Source organism: Massilia sp. LC238 (assembly GCF_000735635.1).
Classification (GTDB): Bacteria; Pseudomonadota; Gammaproteobacteria; order Burkholderiales; family Burkholderiaceae_D; genus Telluria; species Telluria varians.
In genome coordinates, this window is the sequence record NZ_JNNN01000032.1 from 1 (window position 1) to 22969 (window position 22969).

The 22969-nt window shown below is 64.8% G+C and carries 30 protein-coding genes; 2 read left to right on the forward strand and 28 right to left on the reverse strand.

All coding sequences use genetic code 11. The annotated features are described in order from the left end of the window. The 3 genes from FG94_RS28105 to FG94_RS26510 all read right to left on the reverse strand — a co-directional run. Window positions 1-346, reverse strand: a 346-nt coding sequence (locus FG94_RS28105; protein WP_229445895.1) for a transposase, incomplete at its 3' end; no start/stop codon positions are given. Next, the gene (locus FG94_RS08095) at window positions 262-855 is read right to left on the reverse strand and encodes a helix-turn-helix domain-containing protein (protein WP_051996338.1); all 594 of its coding nucleotides are present in this window, start codon (window positions 853-855) and stop codon (window positions 262-264) included. The genes FG94_RS28105 and FG94_RS08095, both read right to left, overlap by 85 nt. Beyond that, window positions 827-1021 carry a MerR family DNA-binding transcriptional regulator gene (locus tag FG94_RS26510; RefSeq protein WP_200879916.1) on the reverse strand — a complete coding sequence of 65 codons (195 nt, stop codon included), beginning with the start codon at window positions 1019-1021 and terminating at the stop codon, window positions 827-829. The genes FG94_RS08095 and FG94_RS26510 overlap by 29 nt, the downstream gene beginning before the upstream one ends. A gap of 130 nt (window positions 1022-1151) precedes the next feature. Between FG94_RS26510 and FG94_RS08105 the strand changes: the two genes are divergently transcribed. Beyond that, on the forward strand, window positions 1152-2888 hold the full coding sequence (locus FG94_RS08105; RefSeq protein ID WP_036209596.1) for a PHB depolymerase family esterase: 1737 nt from the start codon (window positions 1152-1154) through the stop codon (window positions 2886-2888). A 132-nt stretch (window positions 2889-3020) separates the two neighbouring features. After that, window positions 3021-3818: a CsgG/HfaB family protein gene (locus tag FG94_RS08110; RefSeq protein ID WP_036209598.1), complete on the forward strand. Its 798-nt coding sequence runs from the start codon at window positions 3021-3023 to the stop codon at window positions 3816-3818. Window positions 3819-3839: 21 nt separating this feature from the next. On the opposite strand, the gene tatC is transcribed toward FG94_RS08110, so the two are convergent. From tatC to FG94_RS08235, 25 genes are all read right to left on the reverse strand, one after another. Then, entirely contained in the window at window positions 3840-4592 is a 753-nt protein-coding gene (gene tatC / locus FG94_RS08115) for a twin-arginine translocase subunit TatC (protein WP_036209600.1), read from the reverse strand. After that, window positions 4593-5114, reverse strand: coding sequence for a Sec-independent protein translocase protein TatB (gene tatB, locus FG94_RS08120; protein ID WP_036209604.1), 522 nt, complete (start codon window positions 5112-5114; stop codon window positions 4593-4595). It lies immediately after the preceding gene. A 9-nt stretch (window positions 5115-5123) separates the two neighbouring features. Beyond that, a complete protein-coding gene (gene tatA / locus FG94_RS08125) occupies window positions 5124-5369 on the reverse strand; it encodes a Sec-independent protein translocase subunit TatA (protein ID WP_036209607.1) in 246 nt (81 codons plus the stop codon). A 104-nt stretch (window positions 5370-5473) separates the two neighbouring features. Continuing rightward, a complete protein-coding gene (locus FG94_RS08130; RefSeq protein ID WP_027866460.1) occupies window positions 5474-5848 on the reverse strand; it encodes a histidine triad nucleotide-binding protein in 375 nt (124 codons plus the stop codon). Between the two features lie 153 nt (window positions 5849-6001). Beyond that, window positions 6002-6340, reverse strand: coding sequence for a phosphoribosyl-ATP diphosphatase (locus tag FG94_RS08135; protein ID WP_036209610.1), 339 nt, complete (start codon window positions 6338-6340; stop codon window positions 6002-6004). Further along, window positions 6333-6740, reverse strand: coding sequence for a phosphoribosyl-AMP cyclohydrolase (gene hisI / locus FG94_RS08140; RefSeq protein ID WP_373964698.1), 408 nt, complete (start codon window positions 6738-6740; stop codon window positions 6333-6335). The genes FG94_RS08135 and hisI overlap by 8 nt, the downstream gene beginning before the upstream one ends. Window positions 6741-6742: 2 nt before the next feature. Beyond that, window positions 6743-7504 (reverse strand): imidazole glycerol phosphate synthase subunit HisF, encoded by a 762-nt coding sequence (gene hisF / locus FG94_RS08145; RefSeq protein ID WP_036209617.1) that lies wholly within the window; start codon window positions 7502-7504, stop codon window positions 6743-6745. A 5-nt stretch (window positions 7505-7509) separates the two neighbouring features. Next, window positions 7510-8286, reverse strand: coding sequence for a 1-(5-phosphoribosyl)-5-[(5-phosphoribosylamino)methylideneamino]imidazole-4-carboxamide isomerase (hisA, locus tag FG94_RS08150; RefSeq protein ID WP_036209620.1), 777 nt, complete (start codon window positions 8284-8286; stop codon window positions 7510-7512). A 40-nt stretch (window positions 8287-8326) separates the two neighbouring features. After that, on the reverse strand, window positions 8327-8968 hold the full coding sequence (hisH, locus tag FG94_RS08155) for an imidazole glycerol phosphate synthase subunit HisH (RefSeq protein ID WP_027866455.1): 642 nt from the start codon (window positions 8966-8968) through the stop codon (window positions 8327-8329). Between the two features lie 7 nt (window positions 8969-8975). After that, window positions 8976-9566: an imidazoleglycerol-phosphate dehydratase HisB gene (gene hisB, locus FG94_RS08160; protein WP_027866454.1), complete on the reverse strand. Its 591-nt coding sequence runs from the start codon at window positions 9564-9566 to the stop codon at window positions 8976-8978. A 54-nt stretch (window positions 9567-9620) separates the two neighbouring features. Further along, window positions 9621-10709 carry a histidinol-phosphate transaminase gene (gene hisC / locus FG94_RS08165; RefSeq protein WP_036209623.1) on the reverse strand — a complete coding sequence of 363 codons (1089 nt, stop codon included), beginning with the start codon at window positions 10707-10709 and terminating at the stop codon, window positions 9621-9623. After that, complete coding sequence (locus FG94_RS08170; protein WP_036209626.1) at window positions 10706-11536, reverse strand: site-specific DNA-methyltransferase; 831 nt, start codon at window positions 11534-11536, stop codon at window positions 10706-10708. The genes hisC and FG94_RS08170 overlap by 4 nt, the downstream gene beginning before the upstream one ends. Then, window positions 11533-12852 carry a histidinol dehydrogenase gene (gene hisD, locus FG94_RS08175; protein ID WP_036209629.1) on the reverse strand — a complete coding sequence of 440 codons (1320 nt, stop codon included), beginning with the start codon at window positions 12850-12852 and terminating at the stop codon, window positions 11533-11535. Before hisD ends, FG94_RS08170 begins: the two co-directional genes overlap by 4 nt. A 6-nt stretch (window positions 12853-12858) precedes the next feature. Continuing rightward, complete coding sequence (hisG, locus tag FG94_RS08180) at window positions 12859-13533, reverse strand: ATP phosphoribosyltransferase (RefSeq protein WP_036209632.1); 675 nt, start codon at window positions 13531-13533, stop codon at window positions 12859-12861. Continuing rightward, the gene (gene murA / locus FG94_RS08185; RefSeq protein ID WP_036209635.1) at window positions 13530-14786 is read right to left on the reverse strand and encodes a UDP-N-acetylglucosamine 1-carboxyvinyltransferase; all 1257 of its coding nucleotides are present in this window, start codon (window positions 14784-14786) and stop codon (window positions 13530-13532) included. Before murA ends, hisG begins: the two co-directional genes overlap by 4 nt. Window positions 14787-14789: 3 nt before the next feature. Beyond that, complete coding sequence (locus FG94_RS08190; RefSeq protein ID WP_036209638.1) at window positions 14790-15026, reverse strand: BolA family protein; 237 nt, start codon at window positions 15024-15026, stop codon at window positions 14790-14792. Window positions 15027-15048: 22 nt separating this feature from the next. Next, on the reverse strand, window positions 15049-15816 hold the full coding sequence (locus tag FG94_RS08195) for an ABC transporter permease (RefSeq protein ID WP_036209641.1): 768 nt from the start codon (window positions 15814-15816) through the stop codon (window positions 15049-15051). Continuing rightward, complete coding sequence (locus FG94_RS08200; RefSeq protein WP_036209644.1) at window positions 15813-16748, reverse strand: ABC transporter ATP-binding protein; 936 nt, start codon at window positions 16746-16748, stop codon at window positions 15813-15815. The genes FG94_RS08195 and FG94_RS08200 overlap by 4 nt, the downstream gene beginning before the upstream one ends. 150 nt (window positions 16749-16898) lie before the next feature. Further along, complete coding sequence (locus FG94_RS08205) at window positions 16899-17174, reverse strand: lipid asymmetry maintenance protein MlaB (protein ID WP_036209648.1); 276 nt, start codon at window positions 17172-17174, stop codon at window positions 16899-16901. Continuing rightward, window positions 17174-17806, reverse strand: a complete 633-nt coding sequence (locus FG94_RS08210) for a phospholipid-binding protein MlaC (protein ID WP_027866444.1) — start codon at window positions 17804-17806, stop codon at window positions 17174-17176. Before FG94_RS08210 ends, FG94_RS08205 begins: the two co-directional genes overlap by 1 nt. Before the next feature lie 105 nt (window positions 17807-17911). Then, entirely contained in the window at window positions 17912-18706 is a 795-nt protein-coding gene (locus FG94_RS08215; protein ID WP_051996339.1) for a VacJ family lipoprotein, read from the reverse strand. Continuing rightward, a complete protein-coding gene (gene mlaD, locus FG94_RS08220) occupies window positions 18703-19176 on the reverse strand; it encodes an outer membrane lipid asymmetry maintenance protein MlaD (RefSeq protein ID WP_027866443.1) in 474 nt (157 codons plus the stop codon). The genes FG94_RS08215 and mlaD overlap by 4 nt, the downstream gene beginning before the upstream one ends. 41 nt (window positions 19177-19217) lie before the next feature. Then, the gene (gene mlaE / locus FG94_RS08225; protein WP_036209651.1) at window positions 19218-20000 is read right to left on the reverse strand and encodes a lipid asymmetry maintenance ABC transporter permease subunit MlaE; all 783 of its coding nucleotides are present in this window, start codon (window positions 19998-20000) and stop codon (window positions 19218-19220) included. Further along, window positions 20000-20806, reverse strand: a complete 807-nt coding sequence (locus FG94_RS08230; RefSeq protein ID WP_036209654.1) for an ABC transporter ATP-binding protein — start codon at window positions 20804-20806, stop codon at window positions 20000-20002. Before FG94_RS08230 ends, mlaE begins: the two co-directional genes overlap by 1 nt. Before the next feature lie 699 nt (window positions 20807-21505). Beyond that, entirely contained in the window at window positions 21506-22969 is a 1464-nt protein-coding gene (locus FG94_RS08235) for a glutamate synthase subunit beta (protein ID WP_036209657.1), read from the reverse strand.

Below are 22969 nucleotides of genomic sequence, written 5' to 3' on the forward strand. Positions count from 1 at the left end.
TCGTGAGCTTGTGGGTGAAATCCTGGCGCACCCGCGCGATACGGGCGTGCAGGCGCGCCAGCGCCTTCGCTCCCTTGGTGCGGTTCTTCGACACGGGCAGTCGCATGCCTTTCGGGATCCGGCCCGCCATACCAGCCAAGGCCTTCGCGGCCTCCAGCTTGCGCGACAGGCGCCGCCCCCGGATGCGCAGGCGCCGCAGCGCACCAGTCAAGGGATGCGGCGCCGCGATCTTCTCGCCGCTGGCGAGCGTGGCGGCCGCGCTCACGCCGAGGTCGACGCCGGTGACACCGTGGCCGCTGCGCGGCAGGCGCGCTGTCGCATCGGGTACCTCGACCTGGACGCACAGGAACCAGTGATCCGCTTCGCGCGAGACGCTCTCGCGCCCAGGATGCGTCCAGGCCAGCGCAGCGCTTCGCACAGCGCCACCCGGCCGACCCTGGGCAGCACAGCGGTGCTTCCCTCGATCCTGAACTTGTCGTTCGCCAGGTAAAACACATCGCGGCAGCGCCCCTTTTTCTTGATTACCGGAGGGTATGCCGGCCTTCCTGCACGGCGCTGCTCGAAGTAGCGGCTCCAGGCCCTGGCGAGGTTGGTGAAGGGCTGCGCATGGGCGTCGCGGTGGACGGTGCGCAGCCAGGGCTGGCCGTTCTCGTCAAGCCAGGCCGGGTCCGCGTACTTGATCCGGTTGAACTGCTTTTTGAGCGCCATCGCATTCGGCTTGCAGCCTGCGGCGGCCTGGCGCTGCCATTCGGCGAGCGCCCAGTTCCAGACCCGGCGCGCAGTCCCGGCCGCGCGCGCGAAATAGCCGCGTTGTTCAAGCGTGGGGTCAATCCTGATCCGGTGCGCCAGCAGCATCGTGACTCTCCAGCGCCGCGCGCAGCTGGCTCTCGGTATAGCGCCGGCGGTTGCTGGCGGGGCGCGCCGCCGGGACCAGTCGTCCCTCACGCTCCCAGCGCTGCAGCGTCTTGACCGTGATTCCCAGCCGCTTCGCTGCGTGTCCAATCGCTAAAGTGCTTTCCATGATCATTATTCGACACGTGGGTGCACATTAAGTTCGACTAGGGTCTAGCTCCGCATGCGGAACCGGCGTGGCTTCGTCACGTCCATCCACAGGCGGTTCCGTAGTACTGACAACAGAACGGAGACTTTCAATGGCATTCCTCTTCAATCGGGCCGCACTTGCCGCCGCCTGCATGGCGCTGGCCGCACCGAGCTTCGCCCAACTCCAGGCCGGACCCGGCACCTGGAGCGCGAACCAGACCTGGGCCACCGACACGGTCAACGGCGGCGCCCTCACCGGCTACTACTACTGGCCCGCGACCGCGCCGCAACTCGACAACAAGCGCGCACTGGTGCTGGTGCTGCACGGCTGCGCCCAGACCGCGGCCAACGACGTCATCGCCGGCAGCAGCGACGCCGGCTACAACTGGAAGGCGGCGGCCGACCAGTACGGCGCCGTGATCCTCGCGCCCAATGCCACCGGCAACCTGTACGGCGCCCACTGCTGGGACTGGGCCGCCACCAACCGCAGCCGCAGCTATGGCCACAACGCGGTGCTGCTCGACCTGATCAACCGCTTCGTGAGCAACCCGCAGTATGCGATCGACCCGAAGCAGATCTACGTCACCGGCCTGTCCTCGGGCGGCGCCAAGACCATGGTGATGGGCTGCGTGGCGCCCGACATCTTCGCCGGCATCGGCATCAATGCCGGACCGGCGCCGACGGTGTCGACCTCGCAGATCTCCATGGTCCCTTCCGGCACCACTTCGAGCAGCGTGGCCAGCAGCTGCAGCTCATGGGCCGGCAGCAACGCCAGCCATTTTGCGACCCAGGTCGCGGGCGTGGTCTGGGGCACCAACGACTACACCGTGGCCCAGGCCTACGGGCCGCTCAACGCGGCGGCCATGCGCCAGGTCTACGGCGGCAGCTACACGAAAGGGGCGGCAGTCACGGTGCCGACGGGCGGCAGCAACGTGCCCTACACGGACAGCAACGGCAAGCTGCGCACGTCGGAGATCGTGGTCACCGGCATGGGCCATGCCTGGCCGGCCGGTACTGGTGGGCAGAACAGCAACTACGTCGATGCGACCAAGGTCAACTACCCGGCCTTCGTGATGGATTTCTGGTTCAGGAACAACCTGCGGGTCGCACGCGCGGCAGCGCCCAGCATGACCTCATGCAGCGCCAGCGTGTCGGGTTCGACTGTCACCGTGAACGGCGCCGCCACCGATCCGGCGGGCAGCATCGGCAGCTACCGCGTGGTGCTGAACGGCCCGACCCCGGTCGACGACAGCGCGGCGGGCAGCGGCGCCGGCTTCAGCAAGGCCTATGGGTCGCGCGCCGACGGCTATTATTCGGGCACGGTCACCGCCACCAACAACACGACCGGGCTGACTTCCAGCGCCTGCAGCATCCCGCAATTCCTGGTCGGCGCGGCGCCGGCCCTGCTGCCGCCCGCCGGCCTGGCGCTTGGCGCCCGCACGGCGAACAGCATCGCGCTCAGCTGGAATGCCGCGAACGGCGCCACCGGCTACAACCTCTATCGCAACGGCGCCAAGGTGAACGGCACGCCGCTCACCGGCACCGGCTACCTCGACGCCGGCCTGGCCGCGGCCACCAGCTACACCTACCAGGTATCCAGCACCGCCAATGGCGGCGTCGAGAGTGCGAAGTCGGCCAGCCTGACGGCCTCGACCACCTCGGGCTTCGTGTGCAGCACGACGACGGCCAGCAATTATGCGCACGTGACGGCGGGACGGGCCCATGCGAGCGGCGGCTACGCGCTGGCCAATGGGTCGAACCAGAACATGGGCTTGAACAATACCTTCTACACGACGACGCTGGCGCAGACCGCGGCAGGGTATTACGTCATCGGCAACTGTCCGTAAAGCCTGGGCAAGGCCGGGTACTACCCCGGCCTTGTTCGTTCTTACTCAACAGCCCGCTTGATGGGGGATAAGCCAGGCCGGGCGGCGCTTCGTAGCATTGGGTGTCTCCATTTTCACAATAAGGATGCCTGAATGAAATCAACCCTGCCCCTGCTGGTCCTCGCTTCCCTGTCCCTCGCCGGCTGCGCCACCTCGCCCAGCATCGGCGCATCCGGCGCCAAGACGGTGGCTACCGGCGCGGCCGGCGGCAGCAACGCGGTCGGCGCCAACGACAAGCTCGAGCGCTGCGACAAGAGCCTCGGCACGCTGGCCATCGTCGAGGAGGCGAACCAGCCCTGGCTGAACCAGTTCACCACCGAGTACCGCATGCAGAGCACGGTACCGCTGCTGCGCATGATCATCCAGCAGTCGAACTGCTTCGTCATCGTCGAGCGCGGTCAGGCCTTGCGCAGCATGCAGGGCGAGCGCGCCCTGATGGAATCCGGCGAACTGCGCAGGACCAGCAACTTCGGCAAGGGCATGATGGCCGCCGCCGACTACACCATGACGCCCTCGATCACCTTCAGCCAGAAGGGTACCGGCGGCCTGGGTGGCCTGGTGGGCGGCAGGATCGGCGTCGTGGCCTCGCTGGTCGGCGGCTCGATGAAGTCGAACGAGGCCTCGACCATGCTGCTGCTGACCGATAACCGCTCCGGCGTGCAGCTGGCCGCGGCCGAGGGCAGCGCGCAGAACTGGGACTTCGGCATGCTGGCCGGCTTCTTCAAGGGTGGATTGGCGGGCGCGCACGGCTTCAGCAACTCGCCGCAAGGCAAGGTGCTGGCGGCGTCCTTCATGGATTCGTACAACCAGATGGTGAAGGCGGTGCGCAGCTACAAGGCCCCGTCGGTGGAGGGTGGACTGGGCAATGGCGGGGTGCTGCGGTCGAACTAGGCGGCCGCCAGTGGCGATCCCTTACGCGTGCTCTTCGGGAGCACGCGTCATGCGCGAGAACATCGGCGCCACGATCAGGCCCAGCTCATAGAGCAGGCACATCGGGATAGCCAGCGCCAGCTGGCTGACCACGTCCGGCGGCGTGACGATGGCGGCGATGACGAAGGCGCCGACGATCACGTAGGAACGGATCTCGCGCAGCTTCTCGATGCTGACGATCCCCATGCGCACCAGGATGATGACGACCACCGGCACCTCGAAGGTGGCGCCGAAGGCCAGGCACATCGACATGACGAAGTCGAGATAGTTCTCGATGTCGGGCGTCACCGCGATGGACGTCGGCGCGAACTCGCCGATGAAGTGGAACACGCGCCCGAACACGAAGAAGTAGCAGAAGGCCACGCCGCCGATGAACAGCAGCGAAGACGAGATCACCAGCGGCAGCACCAGGCGTTTCTCGTGCGCGTACAGGCCGGGGGCGACGAAGGCCCACAGCTGGTAGAACACCCAGGGCAACGACAGGATGAAGGCCAGCAGCAGCGTAACCTTCATCGGCACCAGGAAGGGCGAAACGACGCCGGTTGCGATCATCTTGGCCCCGGGCGGCAGCGACGCGATCATGGGCGCGGCCAGCAGGTCGTAGACCTGCGAGGGTCCCGGCCAGATGAACAGGGCCGCGCAGGCGATGGCGATCCCGATCGACGCCTTGACCAGGCGGTCACGCAGTTCGACGAGGTGGGAAATGAAGGTTTCGCCTGCGGCTTCTTCGGTCATCTAGAAAAAGGAAGTCTTGGATTTGCTTGAACCCGGCCGGAACTTGCGCACGCGCGCGGCGCCGGAGAGCACATGGGTCTTGCCGCCGTTGCGGTGCTTGTACCAGGCCGGCACGGCCGAGGTGCGCACCAGCTTCTTGCGCCGGAAGTCGCGCGCCTTGCGCTCGATGTCGCCGGTGCTGACGAAGGGATACGTGCCGGACGAGGAGGTGCTGGAGGTGGAGGAGGAAACATGCTCCCTGCCGTCCCACAGCGCCTCGACCTCGTCGACGTGGCTGGACATGGACTGCTCGACCTCGTCCTTGAACGAAGCCGCGCTCTCGTGCACTTCCTTGTGCAGGTTACGCAGCTCGTCGAGCTCGATCTCGCGGCTGACCTCGGACTTGACGTCGTGCAGGTAGCGCTGGGCGCGCCCGTACAGGGTGCCCGCCATGCGCGCCACCTTCGGCAGCTTTTCAGGGCCGATCACGATCAGCGCGACAACGCCGATGATCGCCAGCTTCGACAGTCCGAGATCGATCATGCCCGTGGATCAGTGACGGGTCTTGTCGCGGGCTTCCACGTCGATGGTGGACTTGTCGGCCACCTGCTGCGGCGGCTGGGTGCTGGTCGAAGCAGCGTTCGGATTGGCCTTGTCTTCCTCGCCCTTCACGCCGTCCTTGAAGCCTTTCACGGCCTTGCCGAGGTCGCCACCGATGTTGCTGATTTTCTTGGTGCCGAAAATCAGCATCACGACCACCAGGACGATCACCCAGTGCCAAATACTCATCGAACCCATGTTTATCTCCTAGCAAGGCGCATCGCGCCTGTAATTCGGGAAAGCGTACGTTTCAGTATACGCCATACGGGGCGTCTTGCCCCCACTAAAATCTTAGTTCAGGCTTACGTCCCCAGGCCGCGCCATGGGCGCTTGCCGCCGTACACGTGCAGGTGCAGGTGGTAGACCTCCTGCCCGCCGTCCGGTCCGCTGTTGATCAGGGTCTTGTAGCCGCCGCTGCGTCCGCCGTTGCCGTCGGATTTGACGGCAATACCATGCTCTTCTGCAAGCTTCGGCGCCAGCGCCAGCATCTTGCCCAGCACGGCCGCGTGATCCATGCCGCAGTCGGACAGGCTATCCACGTGCTGCTTCGGGATCACCAGCAGGTGTACCGGGGCAGCCGGGTTGATGTCCTTGAAGGCCAGCACGTCGTCGTCTTCATAGACGACGCTGGCCGGAATCTGCTTGGCGACGATCTTGCAAAAAATGCAGTTATCCATCTTGTCTCCGATCTTGTTACAGCGTCCCCTGTCAGGAACCCGTGCATCCTACCGGCATCGCATGACATCGATGTGACGGCGGAGGCCTGATTATGACATCGCTTGCAGGCATGGCAAGCGTAAGTAGGTACTTACTGTTTGGCTATTGTCTGTTTATTCTTTGCGCGCGGCTTTTTCTTCGATTCCCGACACGCCTTCGCGGCGCGCCAGTTCGTCGATCACCTGCTGCGGGCTCAGGCCGAATTGCGCCAGCAGGACCATCGAGTGGAACCACAGGTCGGCGGTCTCGTAGAGTACCTTGGAGGCGTCGCCCGAGACGCGTGCGTCCTTGGCGGCCATCACGGTTTCGGTCGCTTCTTCGCCGATCTTCTTCAGGATGGCGTCGTCACCCTTGCTGAACAGCTTGGCAACGTAGGAAGTCGCAGGGTCGCCGCCGGCTGCCGGCTTGCGCGACTCGATGGTGGCCGCGACGCGGGCCAGGATCTCACTCATGGGATTTCTTGCTCTGGGAATAGATGGTGTCGGGGTCCTGCAGCACGGGGTCGACCGCCTGCCAGTCCTCGCCGTCGAAGCGCTGGAAGAAGCAGGAGTGGCGCCCGGTGTGGCAGGCAATGCCGCCCTTCTGCTCGATCTTGAGCAGCACGACGTCTTCGTCGCAGTCGAGGCGCATTTCCAGCACTTTCTGGGTGTGGCCGGACTCTTCGCCCTTGTGCCACAGTTTCTTGCGCGAGCGGCTCCAGTAGACGGCTTCGCCCAGCTCCGCCGTCTTCGCGAGCGCGTCGCGGTTCATCCAGGCGAACATCAGGATGTCGCCGGTGGCGGCTTCCTGGGCGATCACCGGCACCAGCCCGTTCTCGTCCCAGCGGATTTTATTCAGCCACTTGTTCGGCATGTTCACTCCAGGCGCATCGGGATGCCGCGCTCGTGCATGAAGCGCTTGGCTTCGCCGACCGTGTGCTGCCCGTAGTGGAAGATGCTGGCGGCCAGCACGGCGTCGGCATGGCCTTCGAGGATGCCGTCGGCCAGGTCCTCCAGGGAACCTACGCCGCCCGAGGCAATCACGGAAATGCCGACCGCGTCGGACACGGCGCGGGTCAGGCCCAGGTCGAAGCCGGACTTGGTGCCGTCGCGGTCCATCGAAGTGAGCAGCAGTTCGCCGGCGCCGAGCGATTCCATCTTGCGCGCCCACTCGACGGCGTCCAGGCCGGTCGCGTTGCGCCCGCCATGGGTGAAGACTTCCCACTTGCCGGGCGCGACCTGCTTGGCGTCGATCGCCACCACGATGCACTGCGAACCGTGCTTCTGCGAGGCGTCGAATACCAGCTGCGGGTTGGTGACGGCCGAGGTGTTCATCGACACCTTGTCGGCGCCGGCATTGAGCAGGCGCCGCACGTCCTCGACCTTGCGCACGCCGCCACCGACGGTGAGCGGGATGAACACGGTCGAAGCCACGGCTTCGATGATCGGCAGGATCAGGTCGCGGCCGTCGCTCGAGGCGGTGATGTCGAGGAAGGTGATTTCGTCTGCGCCCTGTCCGTCATAGCGGCGTGCGATCTCGACCGGGTCGCCGGCGTCGCGCAGCTCGGTGAAGTTGACGCCCTTGACCACACGGCCGCCGGTGACGTCGAGGCAGGGGATGATGCGTTTTGCGAGCATGGAGCTTAAGCCTGGGCGCCCTCGGTCAGTTCATCGGCCCGTTCCTGCGCCGACGTCAGGTCCAGCGTGCCTTCGTAGATCGAACGGCCGCAGATCACGCCCTCGATGCCTTCGTCCTGCACCGCGCACAGCGCTTCGACGTCGGCCAGGTTGTGCACGCCGCCCGAGGCGATGATCGGGATCTTGACGGCCTGGGCCAGCTTGACGGTCGCTTCGATGTTCACGCCGCCCATCATGCCGTCGCGGCCGATGTCGGTGTAGACGATCGACTCGACGCCGTAGCCTTCGAACTTCTTGGCCAGGTCGATGACTTCGTGGCCCGACATCTTGCTCCAGCCGTCGGTGGCGACCTTGCCGTCCTTGGCGTCCAGGCCGACAATGATCGAGCCCGGGAAGGCGCCGCAGGCGTCGTGCAGGAAGCCCGGGTTCTTCACCGCGGCGGTGCCGACGATGATGTAGGTGATGCCGTCGTCCAGGTAGCGCTCGATGGTGTCGAGGTCGCGGATGCCGCCGCCCAGCTGGACCGGGATCTCCTCGATGCCCATCTCTTCGGCGTAGTCCTGCACGGTTTTCAGGATCGACTTGATCGCTTCCTCGTTCTTCGGCTTGCCCGCGAACGCGCCGTTCAGGTCGACCAGGTGCAGCCGGCGTGCGCCCTTCTTCAGCCAGTGCAGCGCCATTTCGGCGGGGTCTTCGGAAAACACGGTGGCGAGGTCCATGTCGCCCTGTTTCAGGCGAACGCAGTGACCGTCTTTCAGGTCGATGGCAGGGATCAGCAGCATGGTCGTTGTCGGTTGGTTGGCAGCGGATTAAGGTTGAAACTCACGGTTTCCAATGGATGAAATTGCGGTACAGGCGCAAGCCGGCGGCTGCGCTCTTTTCGGGGTGGAACTGGGTGGCGACCAGGTTGTCGCGCGCGACGGCACAGGTGTACATGCCGCCATAGTCCGCCTCGCCGATCGTGTCGGCAGGCTCGTCGGGCGCAGCATAATAGCTGTGCACGAAATAGAAATAACTGCCGTCCTCCACGCCTTCCCACAGCGGGTGGGCGCGGGTCTGGCGCACGCGGTTCCAGCCCATCTGCGGCACCTTGAAGCGCGAGCCGTCGGCCTGCAGTTTGCCATCCAGCTGGAAGCGCACGACCCGGCCCGGCAACAGGCCCAGGCCCGGCGTGCCTTCGTTTTCTTCGCTCTCGTCGAACAGCATCTGCTCGCCAACGCACACGCCCATCACCGGGCGCGTCTTCACGGCGCGCAGCAGGGCTTCCTCGGCGCCGGATTCGCGCAGGCTGCGCATGCAGTCGCGCATCGCGCCCTGGCCCGGCAGCACGATGCGGTCGGCAGCATCGATGTCGGCCGCGTTGTTGGACACCAGGATGTCGGCCTCGGGCGCCGCGGCGCGCAGCGCCTGCGCCACCGAGCGCAGGTTACCCAGGCCGTCGACCACCACAATCTTGTTCGTCATGATGGTTTTACAGAGTGCCTTTGGTCGAAGGGATGATGCCGGCGGCGCGTTCGTCCAGCGCGGTGGCCATGCGCAGCGCGCGGCCGAAGGCCTTGAACACGGTCTCGCACTGGTGGTGCGCGTTCACGCCGCGCAGGTTGTCGATGTGCAGGGTCACGCCGGCGTGGTTCACGAAACCGCGGAAGAATTCGCCGGTCAGGTCGACGTCATAGGTGCCGATCATGGCGCGCGTCCAGGGGATGTGCATTTCCAGGCCCGGACGGCCGGAAAAATCGATCACCACGCGCGACAGCGCTTCGTCCAGCGGCACGTAGGAGTGGCCATAGCGCACCATGCCCTTCTTGTCGCCCACGGCCTTGGCCACCGCCATGCCCAGCGTGATGCCGGTGTCCTCGACGGTATGGTGCGCGTCGATGTGCAGGTCGCCGACGGCTTCGACTTCGAGGTCGATCATGCCGTGGCGCGCGATCTGGTCGAGCATGTGGTCGAGGAAGGGGACGCCGGTATTGAGATTCTGGCGGCCGGTGCCGTCGAGGTTGATCGCGACGCGGATCTGCGTCTCGTTGGTGTTGCGCGTGATGTCGGCGGTGCGGTTCATTGCTGGGGGCTCGTCAGTGCGGCCTGCCCGGAAGGGGCTGCCGCGGGTAGCACTTTATAGGGACGCTTTCAGGGCATTCAGGAATGCGGTGTTTTCTTCGGGGGTACTGACCGTGACGCGAATGCAATTGGCCAATACCTTGTCCATTTTACTCAAATTTTTAATCAGCACCTTTTCGTCGCGCAGTTTTGAACAGGCACGGTCCGCGTCCGGCACCCGCATCGAGATGAAATTCGCCGCCGATGGAAACACTTCGACTCCCGGCAGGGCCGCCAGTTCGGCGGCCAGGCGCGTGCGCTCGGCGTTCAGCATCTCGGCCTGCTGGTCGAGCACGTCGAGGTGGTCGAGCGCGAACTCGGCCGCGACCTGGGTCAGCACGTTGACGTTGTAGGGCGGACGCACCTTCTCGAACTGCTCCAGCAGTTTCGGATCGCCCGACAGGTAGCCGAGGCGGATGCCGGCCAGGCCCAGCTTGGACAGGGTGCGCATCACGACCAGGTTCGGGAACTCCGGCAGGCGGCCCATGAAGCTCTTCTTGGCGAAGGGCTGGTAGGCCTCGTCCACCACCGCGATGCCGGTCTCGCCCAGCGCGCGGATGATGGCTTCCATGTCTGCGGCATCGAACAGGTTGCCGGTCGGGTTGTTCGGGTAAGCCAGGAAGACCAGCGACGGCTTGTGCTGCGCGATGGCGGCCAGCATGGCCGGCAGGTCGAGGGAGAAGTCGGCTTTCACCGGCACGCCGACGAAGTCGGCGCCCGCGAACCCGGCCGAACGCGCGAACATCACGAAGGCCGGGGTCGGCGCCATGACGACCGCCCGTTTGTCCTGGCGCGCCACGGCGGTGGCCATGATCGAAATGAGCTCGTCCGAGCCGTTGCCGAGCAGGACGTCGTAGCCGCCCGGCACGCCCAGGCCGGCGCAGATCTTCCCCTTGAGCGTGGTGTAGGAAGGCGGTGGATAGCGGTTCAGCGCGGCGTCGGCCAGGCGCTGGCCCAGCTCGGCGCGCAGCGCGTCCGGCAGTTCATAGGGGTTTTCCATCGCGTCGAGCTTGATGTAGCCGCTCGCATCCGGCACGAAGTAAGTGGCGGTGTCGCGGACATCCTGGCGGATGGTGTTTTCGATCAGCTTGTCGATGGCGCTCATGCGGTTTCCTCGTTCAGGGGCGCGCTCTTCGCGGCGGCCTTGCGTTTTTTGCTTACCTTGCCTGCGACCGGCACCTCGGGCGCGGCCAGGCGCGCGCGGATGATGTCGCAGTAGGCGGGGTTCAGTTCGAAGCCGGTGAAATGGCGCCCGGTCTGGCGCGCGGCGATGGCCGTGGTGCCGCTGCCCATGAAGGGGTCGAGCACGATACCGCCCGCCGGGCAGGAGGCTTTCACCATGCGCTCGATGATCTCGAGCGGCTTCTGGGTCGGGTGGTCGGCGCGCTCCGGGTGCTCGCGGTGCAGGCGCGAGACGCTCCACACGTCCTTCGGGTTGTAGCCGACTTCCAGCCACTTGGCGCCGATGAAGATCGAGCGCGAGCGCGCCTTCTTGGTCTCGGCGTCATAGGGGATGCGCACGGCATCCAGGTCGAAGTAATAGTCCTTGCGGTTGACAAAGAAGCCGATGGTATCGTGCACCGAGGAGAAGCTGCGCACGCTGCCGCCCATCGAGGGCACCCGGCGGTCCCAGATGATCTCGTTCATCATCGTCATGCGCTTCTTGAGCATGACGAAGATCTCGGGCGCGAAGCGCCAGGTGAGAAAAATGTACAGGCTGCCGTTGGGCTTGAGCTTGGGCAGCGCGGCGTCGATCCATTGCTCGGTCCAGGCCAGGTAATCCTCGACACTCTGCTGGTCCGAGGCATTGCCGTAGTCCTTGCCGAGATTGTAGGGCGGGTCGGTCAGGATCAGGTCGATGGACGCATCCGGGATGCGCGCCATGCCGGCGAGCGCATCCTCGCAAAAGACCTGGTCGACCCAGGTCCTCATGATTTCAGGCGGAGTTCTGCGCTGCGGGCGTGCGCCTGCAGGCCTTCGCCATAGGCCAGCTCGGCCGCCACCTTGCCCAGCGTCTGGGCGCCCTGCTCGCTCACCTGGATCACGGACGAGCGCTTCTGGAAGTCGTACACGCCCAGTGGCGAGGAGAAGCGCGCGGTGCGCGAGGTCGGCAGCACGTGGTTCGGGCCGCAGCAGTAGTCGCCCAGCGACTCGGACGAGAAGCGGCCGAGGAACATGGCGCCCGCATGGCGGATTTTATCCGCCCACTGCAGCGGCTCCTCTGCGGAAATCTCGAGGTGCTCGGCGGCGATGGCGTTGGCGATCTCGCACGCCTCTTCCATGTCGCGCACCTTGACCAGGGCGCCGCGGTCGCTCAGCGAGGTGGTGATGGTTGCGGCGCGCGGCATGGTGGGCAGCAGCTTGTGGATGCTCGCTTCCACGCGCGCGATGTAGTCCGCGTCCGGGCACAGCAGGATGGCCTGGGCCAGCTCGTCGTGCTCGGCCTGCGAGAACAAGTCCATCGCCACCCAGTCCGGGTCGGTCGTGCCGTCGCACAGCACCAGGATTTCCGACGGGCCGGCGATCATGTCGATGCCCACCACGCCGAACACGCGGCGCTTGGCGGCCGCCACATAGGCGTTGCCCGGGCCGACGATCTTGTCCACCGCGGGAATGGTTTCGGTGCCGTAGGCCAGCGCGCCGACCGCCTGGGCGCCGCCGATGGTGATCACGCGGGTGACGCCGGCGATCGCCGCGGCAGCCAGCACCATCTGGTTCCTCACGCCATCCGGGGTCGGCACCACCATCACGATTTCCTGCACGCCCGCCACCTGGGCCGGGATCGCGTTCATCAGGACCGAAGACGGATAGGCGGCCTTGCCGCCCGGGACGTAGATGCCGACGCGGTCCAGCGGCGTCACGCGCTGGCCCAGCACAGTGCCGTCAGGCTCGGTGAAGGTAAAACCGTTCAGTTCCTGCTTCTGGCGCTCGTGGAACACGCGAATGCGCTGCGCTGCGGTACGCAATGCCGCGCGTTGCGCTTCCGGCAGCGAGGCCAGGGCCGCATCCAGTTCGTCCTGCTTGACGTCGAAGGCGGCCATCGAAGCGGCGCCGCCGTTCGGGATGCGGTCGAACTTGTTGGTGTACTCCAGCACGGCAGCGTCACCGCGATGCTTCACGTCCGCCAGGATCTTCGCGACGCTGGACTCGATGGCGTCGTCGGTTTCGGCCTCGAAGGCCAGCAGGGCGGAAAGCAGCTGCTTGAAGTCGGGGGCGGTGGAGTCGAGCTTGCGGATCTGTACTGCCATGATGCTTTAGCCTTGTGTCTGGGATGCCCGTTGGAAGGCATCGAGGATGGGTTGCAGGCGCTCGCGCTTGAGCTTGAGCGCGGCCTGGTTGACCACCAGGCGCGACGAGATGTCCATGATCTTTTCGACTTCGACCAGGTTGTTGGCGCGCAGGGTGCCGCCGGTGGAGACGACGTCGACGATGGCGTCGGACAGGCCGACCAGCGGCGCCAGTTCCATCGAACCGTACAGCTTGATCAGGTCGACGTGCACGCCCTTGCGGGCGAAGTGCTCGCGCGCGGTGTTGACGAACTTGGTCGCCACGCGCAGGCGCGCGCCCTGGCGCACCGCGCTCTCGTAGTCGAAGCCGGCGTTCACCGCCACCGACATGCGGCAGCTGGCGATGTGCAGGTCGATCGGCTGGTACAGGCCTTCGCCGCCATGCTCGAGCAGCACGTCCTTGCCGGCCACGCCGAAGTCGGCGGCGCCATGCTGGACATAGGTCGGCACGTCGCTGGCGCGCACGATCAGCACGCGCACGCCCGGGTCGTTGGTCGGCAGGATCAGCTTGCGCGAGGATTCCGGATTCTCGAGGACGGTGATGCCGGCGCTTGCCAAGAGCGGCAGGGTGTCCTCGAAAATGCGGCCCTTGGAGAGGGCCAGGATCAGGCCCGGCTCTCCGGTGTTGGTGGTGATAGTCATTCTTTGATGCGGACGATGTCGGCGCCGACGGCCGAGAGCTTGACTTCCATGCGGTCGTAGCCACGGTCGAGGTGGTAGATGCGGTCGACCAGGGTGGTGCCCTGCGCCGCCATGCCGGCGATCACCAGCGAGGCCGAGGCGCGCAGGTCGGTCGCCATCACCGGCGCGCCGACCAGGCGGTCCACACCCTTGATGAAGGCGGTATTGCCCTCGGTGGAGATCTGGGCGCCCAGGCGGTTCATCTCCTGCACGTGCATGAAGCGGTTTTCGAAAATGGTTTCGGTGACGCGGCTCGGGCCGTCGGCCAGGATGTTCACGGCCATGAACTGGGCCTGCATGTCGGTCGGGAAGCCCGGGTATTCGGTGGTGCGGAACGAGACCGGGTGCGGACGCTTGTCCATGCGTGCGCGGATGGTGTCCGTGCCGACGTCGAGCTGCAGGCCGATCTCGCGCAGTTTGTCGAGCGCCACGTCGAAGATGTCGGTGCGGGTGTTGCGCAGCATGATGTCGCCGCCAGTGGCCGCCACCGCGCACAGGAAGGTCGCGGCTTCGATGCGGTCCGAGATCACGGCGTGCTGCGCGCCATGCAGGGCTCCGACGCCCTGGATTACCAGGCGGTCGGTGCCGATGCCCTCGATCTTCGCGCCCATGGCCACCAGGAGGTTGGCCAGGTCCGTCACTTCCGGCTCGCGCGCGGCGTTCTCCAGCACGGTCTCGCCCTCGGCCAGGGTGGCGGCCATCAGGAGGTTCTCGGTGCCGGTCACCGTGATCATGTCGGTGTGGATGCGCGCGCCCTTGAGCTTGCCGTTGGTCCGGGCATGGATGTAGCCGCCTTCGATGGTGATCTCGGCGCCCATCTGGCGCAGCCCCTTGATGTGCTGGTCGACCGGACGCGAACCGATCGCGCAGCCGCCCGGCAGCGAGACCCTGGCTTCGCCGAAGCGCGCCAGCAGGGGCCCCAGCACCAGGATCGAGGCGCGCATGGTCTTCACCAGCTCGTACGGCGCTTCCAGCGACGTGATGTTCGAACCATTCAGGGTGACGCGTTCATCGTCCTGGGTCACCTTCAGGCCGGTCTGGGCGAGCAGCTTGAGGATGGTGCGCACGTCGTGCAGGCGCGGCACGTTCGACAGTTCGAGGTCGCCGCCCGTCAGCAGGCCGGCGCACAGGATGGGCAGCGCCGCGTTCTTGGCGCCCGAAACGGAAATGTCGCCATTCAGGCGCTTGCCGCCAACGATCTGGAGCTTGTCCATGTTTTAGCCTTGGTACTCTTCAGGGGTGAGGGTCTTCATCGACAGCGCGTGGATCTCTTCGCGCATGCGGTCGCCGAGCGCGGCGTACACCAGCTGGTGGCGCTGGATCGGGCGCTTGCCGGCAAAGCTTGGGGACACGATGACCGCCGTGAAATGCTGGCCGTCGCCTTCGACCTGAAGGTGGGTGCATTCGAGGCCGGCGCTGATGTAGCTGTGGATCAGTTCGGGTGTGGTCGCCACGGATAACTCCAAGTGAATTCTTTTAGTGGCGCAGCCTGTAGCCGCGCTTGAGAAGGTTGACCGCAATGGCCGCCAGCACCACGAAGAACACCGACACGATGGCCAGGCTGGTCCAGGGCGAGACGTCGGACTTGCCGAAGAATCCATAGCGGAACCCGTCAATCATATAAAAGAACGGGTTGAAATGCGAGACTGCGAGCCAGAACGGCGGCAGTTTTTGGATGGAATAGAACACCCCGGCCAGGAAGGTGGCCGGCATGATCAGGAAGTTCTGGAAAGCGGCCAGCTGGTCGAACTTTTCGGCCCAGATGCCGGCGATCACGCCCATGGTGCCGAGGATGGCCGCGCCCAGGAAGGCGAACACCAGGATCCACAGCGGCGCCACGAAACTCAGGTGGGCGAACCAGGCGGTGATCACGAACACGCCGAAGCCGACCACGACGCCGCGCAGCACGGCCGCCGCCACATACGCCGACAGGATCTCGGCATGCGACAGCGGCGGCAGCAGGATGAACACCAGGTTGCCGGTGATCTTGGACTGGATCAGGGACGAGGACGAGTTGGCGAAGGCGTTCTGCAGCACGCTCATCATCACCAGGCCCGGGATCAGGAAGGCGGTGTAGCTGACGCCGTCCAGCATCTCGACGCGGCCGTCCAGCACGTGGCCGAAGATCAGCAGGTACAGCATGGCCGTGACGACCGGCGCGGCGATGGTCTGGGTCGCCACTTTCCAGAAGCGCAGCGACTCCTTGTAGAACAGGGTACGGAAACCCACGGAGAACAGGGTCATTGCGGACCTCCCGGCTGTTTGTCGCCGACCACCTGCAGGAAGATGTCTTCCAGGTCGGCCTGCTCGAGCTGCATCTCGTCGATCACGGCGCCGTTCGTGCGCAGGCTGGCCAGGATCGGCTCGACTTCGTTGACGTGGTTGACGCGCAGGGTATAGCGGTTGCCGCTGCCGTTGTTCTGGTCGTGCTCGTCGTGCGAGACCAGGTGGCGCAGGCCATCCGGCAGCGCGCCGCTCTTCAAATGCACCACCAGCTGCGAGCCGGACACGCGGCGCAGCAGCGCCGACATGGTGTCCAGCGCCACCACTTCGCCCAGTTTGAGCATCGCCACGCGCTGGCACATGGCCTGCGCTTCTTCCAGGTAGTGGGTGGTCAGGACCACGGTATGGCCCTCGCGGTTCAGGCGCGAGATGAACTTCCACAAGGTCTGGCGCAGCTCGACGTCGACGCCGGCGGTCGGCTCGTCCAGCACGATCACCGGCGGCTTGTGCACCAGCGCCTGGGCCACCAGCACGCGGCGCTTCATGCCGCCCGACAGGGCGCGCATGTTGACGTCGGCCTTGTTGGTAAGGTCGAGGTTGTGCATCACCTCGTCGATCCAGGCGTCGTTGTTCTTGATGCCGAAATAACCCGACTGCAGGCGCAGCGTCTCGCGCACGGTGAAGAAGGGATCGAACACCAGTTCCTGCGGCACCACGCCGAGGCGCTTGCGCGCTTCGCGGAAGTCGCTCACGACGTCATGGCCATGGATCTTCACGCTGCCCACGTCCGGGCGGATCAGGCCGGCCACGGTGGAGATCAGGGTGGTCTTGCCGGCGCCGTTGGGGCCGAGGAGGCCGAAGAACTCGCCTTCCTCGATGTTCATCGAGACGCCCTTGAGGGCCTTGAAGCCCTTGTAGCTCTTCTCGACGCTGTTAATCTGGATCGCTGTCATTCTTGTTGGGAGGCGGCGCGAGCGCGCCAGGCCGTGCGGGGAAACGACCCATTATAGGGGAAATCGACAATGCAAGAGGCCGATGGGGTAATTCGGCGCGGGAGGGGTTCGCCGGTGAGCGGGCTTGCCGCCCACCGGGGAAATACGCGATTACGACTGCGGGATCAGCTGGTCCACGCCATACAGCGCAGCCAGCTTCTGCACGTTCTGGGGAACGTTGATGAAGGTAAGGCGCTGGCCGGCCTTCTGGGCACGGCGCTGCCAGGCCAGCAGCAGGGCCACGCCGGACGAATCGGCGGCGCCGACGCCGGCCAGGTCGAACACGGTCTCGCCCGCGGCGATCGCCGCGCAGCCCTGCTCCAGGGCGCTTCTGGCGCTCTGGAAGGTCAGGGCATCGAGCGAGAGCATCGGATTGGCTTCGGCCATTACTTCGGCGCCTTCAGCGGCTTGGAGGCCAGCTGCTGGTTACGCTCGGCCAGCTTCTTGATCAGGCCATCGATGCCGCCCTTGTTGATCTCGCTGGCGAAGGTGCTGGTGTAGGTCTGGACCAGCCAGGCGCCCAGCACGTTGATGTCGTAGATCTTCCAGCCCTGCGGACCATTGGCCAGGCGATAGTTCAGGGTGATCGGCTCGCCACGGGCGACCTTCACCTGCGAACGCACTTCCACGTCGTTGGCGCCCGCTTCGGCACGCATCGGCTGGAATTCCACGGTCTCGTTCTTGATCTGCGACAGCGCACCCGAGTAGGTATAGACCAGCAGGTTGGTGAATTCCTTGGTCAGCTGCTGCTGCTGCGCCGGGGTGGCCTGGCGCCAGAAGCGGCCGGCCGCCTGCTGGGTCATTTTCTGGGCGTCGACGTGCGGCAGGATCTTGGAATTGACCAGGTCCATGATCTTGTTGCGGTTGCCGGCCTGGATGTCCTTGTCCGACTTGACGGTCTCGATGACGTCGGCGCTGATGCGCTTCACCAGGGCGTCCGGGGCTTCGGCGGCGATGGCCGAGGTGGCGAAGGCGACGGTGGCGCTTGCTGCTGCGATCAGTTGGATGATGGGCTTCATGTGGTTTCCTTGTCGTTGGGGTACGGCGCCGGCTTCAAGCGGCGCGGCATGCCCCGGTTAACTCTTCTTGCTGTGCTACGGATGACACCGGTATGTAAGGACTTGTTACTTCGCCGGCGGTTCAGCCGCTGCTTTACCGGCCGGGTCGGCGGCCGGTTCGGCGTTGCTGGTGGCCTCATCGGCATCCTCTACCTGGCGCGGCACGTTGCCGTCATAGACCTGGCTCTGGCGGCGCTGCATGTAGCCGTCGCGGATGAACTCGTAGCGGTCCAGGGCGGCATCTTCCAGCAGGTTGCCGGCATCGAGCAGGCTGGCGCGCTTGTCGACCACGCGGATCGCCGAACCGATGTTGCGCCAGTTGTCCGGGCGCTTGTACTTCCAGATGTCGGCGCCGATATCGGCCGGCAGCGCAGCGGTGTCACGCACCGTAGATGGGCCCAGAATCGGCAACATCAAGAAGGGGCCGCTTGGAACGCCCCACACGCCCAGGGTCTGGCCGAAATCCTCGTTGTGCTTCTGGATGCCGGCTTCCGAGGCGATATCGAGCAGGCCGAAGATGCCGAAGGTCGAGTTGACGGCGACACGGGTGACGTCGCCCATGCCATTCTCCACCTTGCCCTGCAGCAGGTTGTTCACTGCGCTCCAGGCGTCGGACAGGTTGCCGAAGAAGTTGCCGACGCCAGTCTGCACGAAGCTCGGCGTCACGTTCTTGTAGGCGGTGGCGGTCGGCTTCAGGACGGTGCGGTCGACCGCGTCGTTGAAGCGGAACACGGTACGGTTATAGCCTTCGAGCGGGTCTTGCGGATTCTGCGTCGTGGCGCAGCCGGTCAACAGCAGGACGGCAGCGACTGCTGCAAGCCCATGGATACGGCCGGTGGTACGGTGTGGAGCGTGTTTCATTCACTACCTTCCTTTCCTTCAGCGGCCTTGCTATAGATAAATTGGTTGATCAGGTCTTCGAGCACCGTCGCCGACTGGGTACGGTTGATGCGGTCGCCCTCGGCCAGGTTCTGGGTGTCGCCACCCGGTTCGATGCCGATGTACTGCTCGCCCAGCAGGCCAGCAGTCAGGATCTTCAGCGAACTGTCTTTCGGGAATTTATATCCTGGCTCCATATCGAGGCGCACGAGCGCCTGGTAGGTCTTGTCGTCGAAGGTGATTTCACCCACGCGGCCGACCACCACGCCGGCGCTCTTGACCGGCGCCTGCGGCTTGAGGCCGCCGATATTGTCGAACTTTGCGGTCACGGCATAGGTCTTGCTGAACGAGAGCGAGCTCATATTGCCGGCCTGCAGGGCCAGGAACAGCAGCGAGGCCGCGCCCAGCAGGACAAACAGGCCAACCCAGACGTCGATAGTTTTGCGGTGCATACGAATACCCTAGTAAATCTTGTTTAGTTACTTGCTTGTTCTTACTTGTTGAACATCAGCGCGGTCATGATGAAGTCCAGGCCCCAGACCATCAGCGACGCGATGACGACCGTACGCGTGGTCGCGCGCGACACGTCTTCCGGGGTCGGCTTGGTCTGGTAACCCTGGAACAGCGCCGTGAACGTCACCGCGATACCAAAGATAAAGCTTTTGAGAACACCATTCAGTACGTCAGCGCGCACATCCACACCAGCCTGCATCTGCGACCAGAACGCGCCCTCGTCCACGCCGATCAGCTGCACGCCGACCAGGTAGCCGCCGAACACACCGACCGCCGAGAAGATGGCCGCCAGGATCGGCATGGCGATCACGCCGCCCCAGAAGCGCGGCGCCAGCACGCGCTGGACAGGATTAATCGCCATCATTTCCATGGCGGACAGCTGCTCGCCGGCCTTCATGAGACCGATCTGGGCGGTGAGCGAGGTGCCGGCACGGCCGGCGAACAGCAGCGCGGTCACGACCGGGCCGAGTTCGCGCACCAGGGCCAGCGCCACCACCTGTCCCAGCGCCTGCTCGGCGCCGTACTGGTTCAGCGTGTAATAGCCCTGCAGGCCGAGCACCATGCCGACGAACAGGCCGGACACGATGATGATCACCAGCGAATAGTTGCCGATGAAGTGGATCTGTTCCGAGATCAGGGCCGGGCGCCTGAAGGCGCCGGGCGAGACGCCGAGCAGGTTGAAGAAGGCGCGCGTGGCGAAGCCGACGCTTTCGATGGCTTCGCGTACGCTGCGGCCGATGTTTCCCAGGAAACGCGTGATCATCATTTGCGCACCCCGCCCAGGCCGAGGTCGTCGGCCAGCGACTTGCCCGGATAGTGGAAGGGCACCGGACCATCGGGCGCGGCATTCACAAACTGCTTCACATACGGGTCTTCCGAGACGCGCAGCTCGGCCGGCGTGCCTTCGGCCACGATCTTGCCTGCCGACATGAAGTACACGTAGTCGGCGATCGCGAAGCATTCGTGCACGTCGTGCGACACCAGGATCGAGGTCGAGCCGAGGGCATCGTTCAGGTTGCGGATCAGGTTGGCGGTGACGCCCATCGAGATCGGGTCGAGGCCGGCGAAGGGCTCGTCATACATGATCAGCTCGGGGTCGAGCGCGACGGCGCGGGCGACGGCCACGCGGCGCGCCATGCCGCCGGAAATCTCGGCCGGCTTCAGGCGGTGCGCGTTGCGCAGGCCCACGGCATTGAGCTTCATGAGCACCAGGTCGCGGATCACTTCTTCCGGCATGTCGGTATGCTCGCGCAGCGGGAAGGCGACGTTGTCGAATACCGACAGGTCGGTGAACAGCGCGCCGAACTGGAACAGCATGCCCATGCGGCGGCGCAGGCGGTACAGGCCCTCGGTATTGAGCTGGTGCACGACTTCGCCGCCCACGCGCACCTCGCCGCGCTGCGGACGGATCTGGCCACCGATCAGGCGCAGGACCGTGGTCTTGCCACAGCCCGAACCGCCCATGACGGCCACGAGCTTACCGCGCGGGAAGTCCATGCGCAGGTTCGACAGGATGGAACGCTCCCCGTACGCAAAGTGCAGATCGCGGATTTCAACTAGGTTGGACACAGCGTGTTTGATATTTTGGGTAATCCGTTATTGTAGTGCAGAAAGCTTAAGCCCCGCTTGAGGTGGCCCATTTTGGCCCGCTTTCGCGACGTGCTCTTACAACAATATTGACTAATGAGTCAGATATTTTATTTTGTAAGGCATTGTTTTTTAAGAGATATGTATATCTACTAACATGGCAGTTATTGAATTATATCAATAAATACTGCGGAGCAATGAACCATACATTTGCGGATGTATCTTTTTGTCTGCACCCGCATTTTGTGTCATGTGATGCACTGCAATAAGGCTTAGCCTACGAACATTGAGCACTTGATCGTCGTGCGGAGACGCACATAAGTGTGTCGGTAAGCGGTAAATACCACCCGGCTGTTGGAACCTGTACACACCAGGATAAAAAAACCAAAAGAAAAAGGCGGTCGAGGCCGCCTTTGTGTCGATAGCAAACAGCTTAGCGCGGCAGCACCGAGCTTCCCATCAGGAATTCATCCACGGCACGGGCGCACTGCCTACCAACGGGGTCTACCTACCAACTACCAACGGGGTCAGGTCTGACATTCGGACACGGGCTGAGCAATACAACAAGGGGAACGCTTGAGCTCGTGTCTAAATGTCAGACCTGACCCCCAAGGGTTACACCAAGATAAAAACCAAAAGAAAAAGGCGGCCGAGGCCGCCTTTGTGTCGATAGCGAACAGCTTAGCGCGGCAGCACCGAGCTTCCCATCAGGAATTCATCCACGGCACGGGCGCACTGCCGGCCCTCGCGGATGGCCCACACGACCAGCGACTGGCCGCGGCGCATGTCGCCGGCGGCGAACACTTTCGGCTGCGAGGTCTGGTACGACTTTTCGCCCTCGACCGTGGCGCGGGCATTGCCGCGTGCGTCCTTCTGCACGCCGAAGGCGTCCAGCACGTTCTGCACCGGCGACACGAAGCCCATCGCCAGGAAGACCAGGTCGGCCTTCATCTCGAATTCCGAATCCGGCACCTCGACCATCTTGCCGTCTTTCCACTCGACGCGGCAGGCCACCAGCTTTTCGACCTTGCCGCCCTTGCCTTCCAGACGCTTGGTCGCCACCGCCCAGTCGCGCTGGCAGCCTTCCTCGTGCGAGGACGAGGTGCGCAGGCGGGTCGGCCAGTAAGGCCAGACCAGCGGCTTGTTTTCCTGCTCCGGCGGCATCGGCATCAGTTCGAACTGGGTGACGGACGCCGCGCCATGGCGGTTCGAGGTGCCGACGCAGTCGGAACCGGTGTCGCCGCCGCCGATCACGACCACGTGCTTGCCGGTGGCCTTGATCTGGTCCTTCAGCTTGTCGCCGGCATTCACGCGGTTCTGCTGCGGCAGGAAGTCCATCGCGAAGTGCACGCCCTTCAGGTCGCGGCCCGGCACCGGCAGGTCGCGCGGCTGCTCGGCGCCGCCGGCCAGCACCACGGCGTCGAAGTCTTTCGCCAGGTCTTCCGGGAAGATGGTGTCGCGCGCCATGTTGCTGACGGTGGCCGGGAAGTCCTTGCCGATCAGGACGCTGGTGCGGAAGACCACGCCTTCCGCCTTCATCTGCTCGACGCGGCGGTCGATCAGGTCCTTCTCCATCTTGAAGTCGGGAATGCCGTAGCGCAGCAGGCCGCCGATGCGGTCGCTCTTCTCGAACACGGTCACGTCGTGGCCGACACGCGCCAGCTGCTGGGCGGCGGCCAGGCCGGCGGGGCCGGAGCCGACCACGGCGACCTTCTTGCCGGTTTTGACGCTTGCCGGCTGCGGCACGATCCAGCCGTGCTCCCATCCGGCATCGGCGATCTTGCGCTCGATCGATTTGATGCCGACTGGGTCGTCGTTGATGCCGAGCGTGCAGGCCGACTCGCAGGGCGCCGGGCAGATGCGGCCGGTGAACTCCGGGAAGTTGTTGGTCGAATGGAGGTTCTCGACGGCCGCACGGTAGTTGCCGTGGTAGACCAGGTCGTTCCAGTCCGGGATCATGTTGTTGACCGGGCAGCCCGTGTTACAGAAGGGGATGCCGCAATCCATGCAGCGTGCGCCCTGCACCTTGGCCTGGCCATCGGTCAGGGTCAGCACGAATTCCTTGTAGTTCTTGACGCGATCGCTCGGCTCGAGGTGGCCCTCTTCCTGCCGTTCGAATTCCATGAAGCCGGTAATTTTACCCAC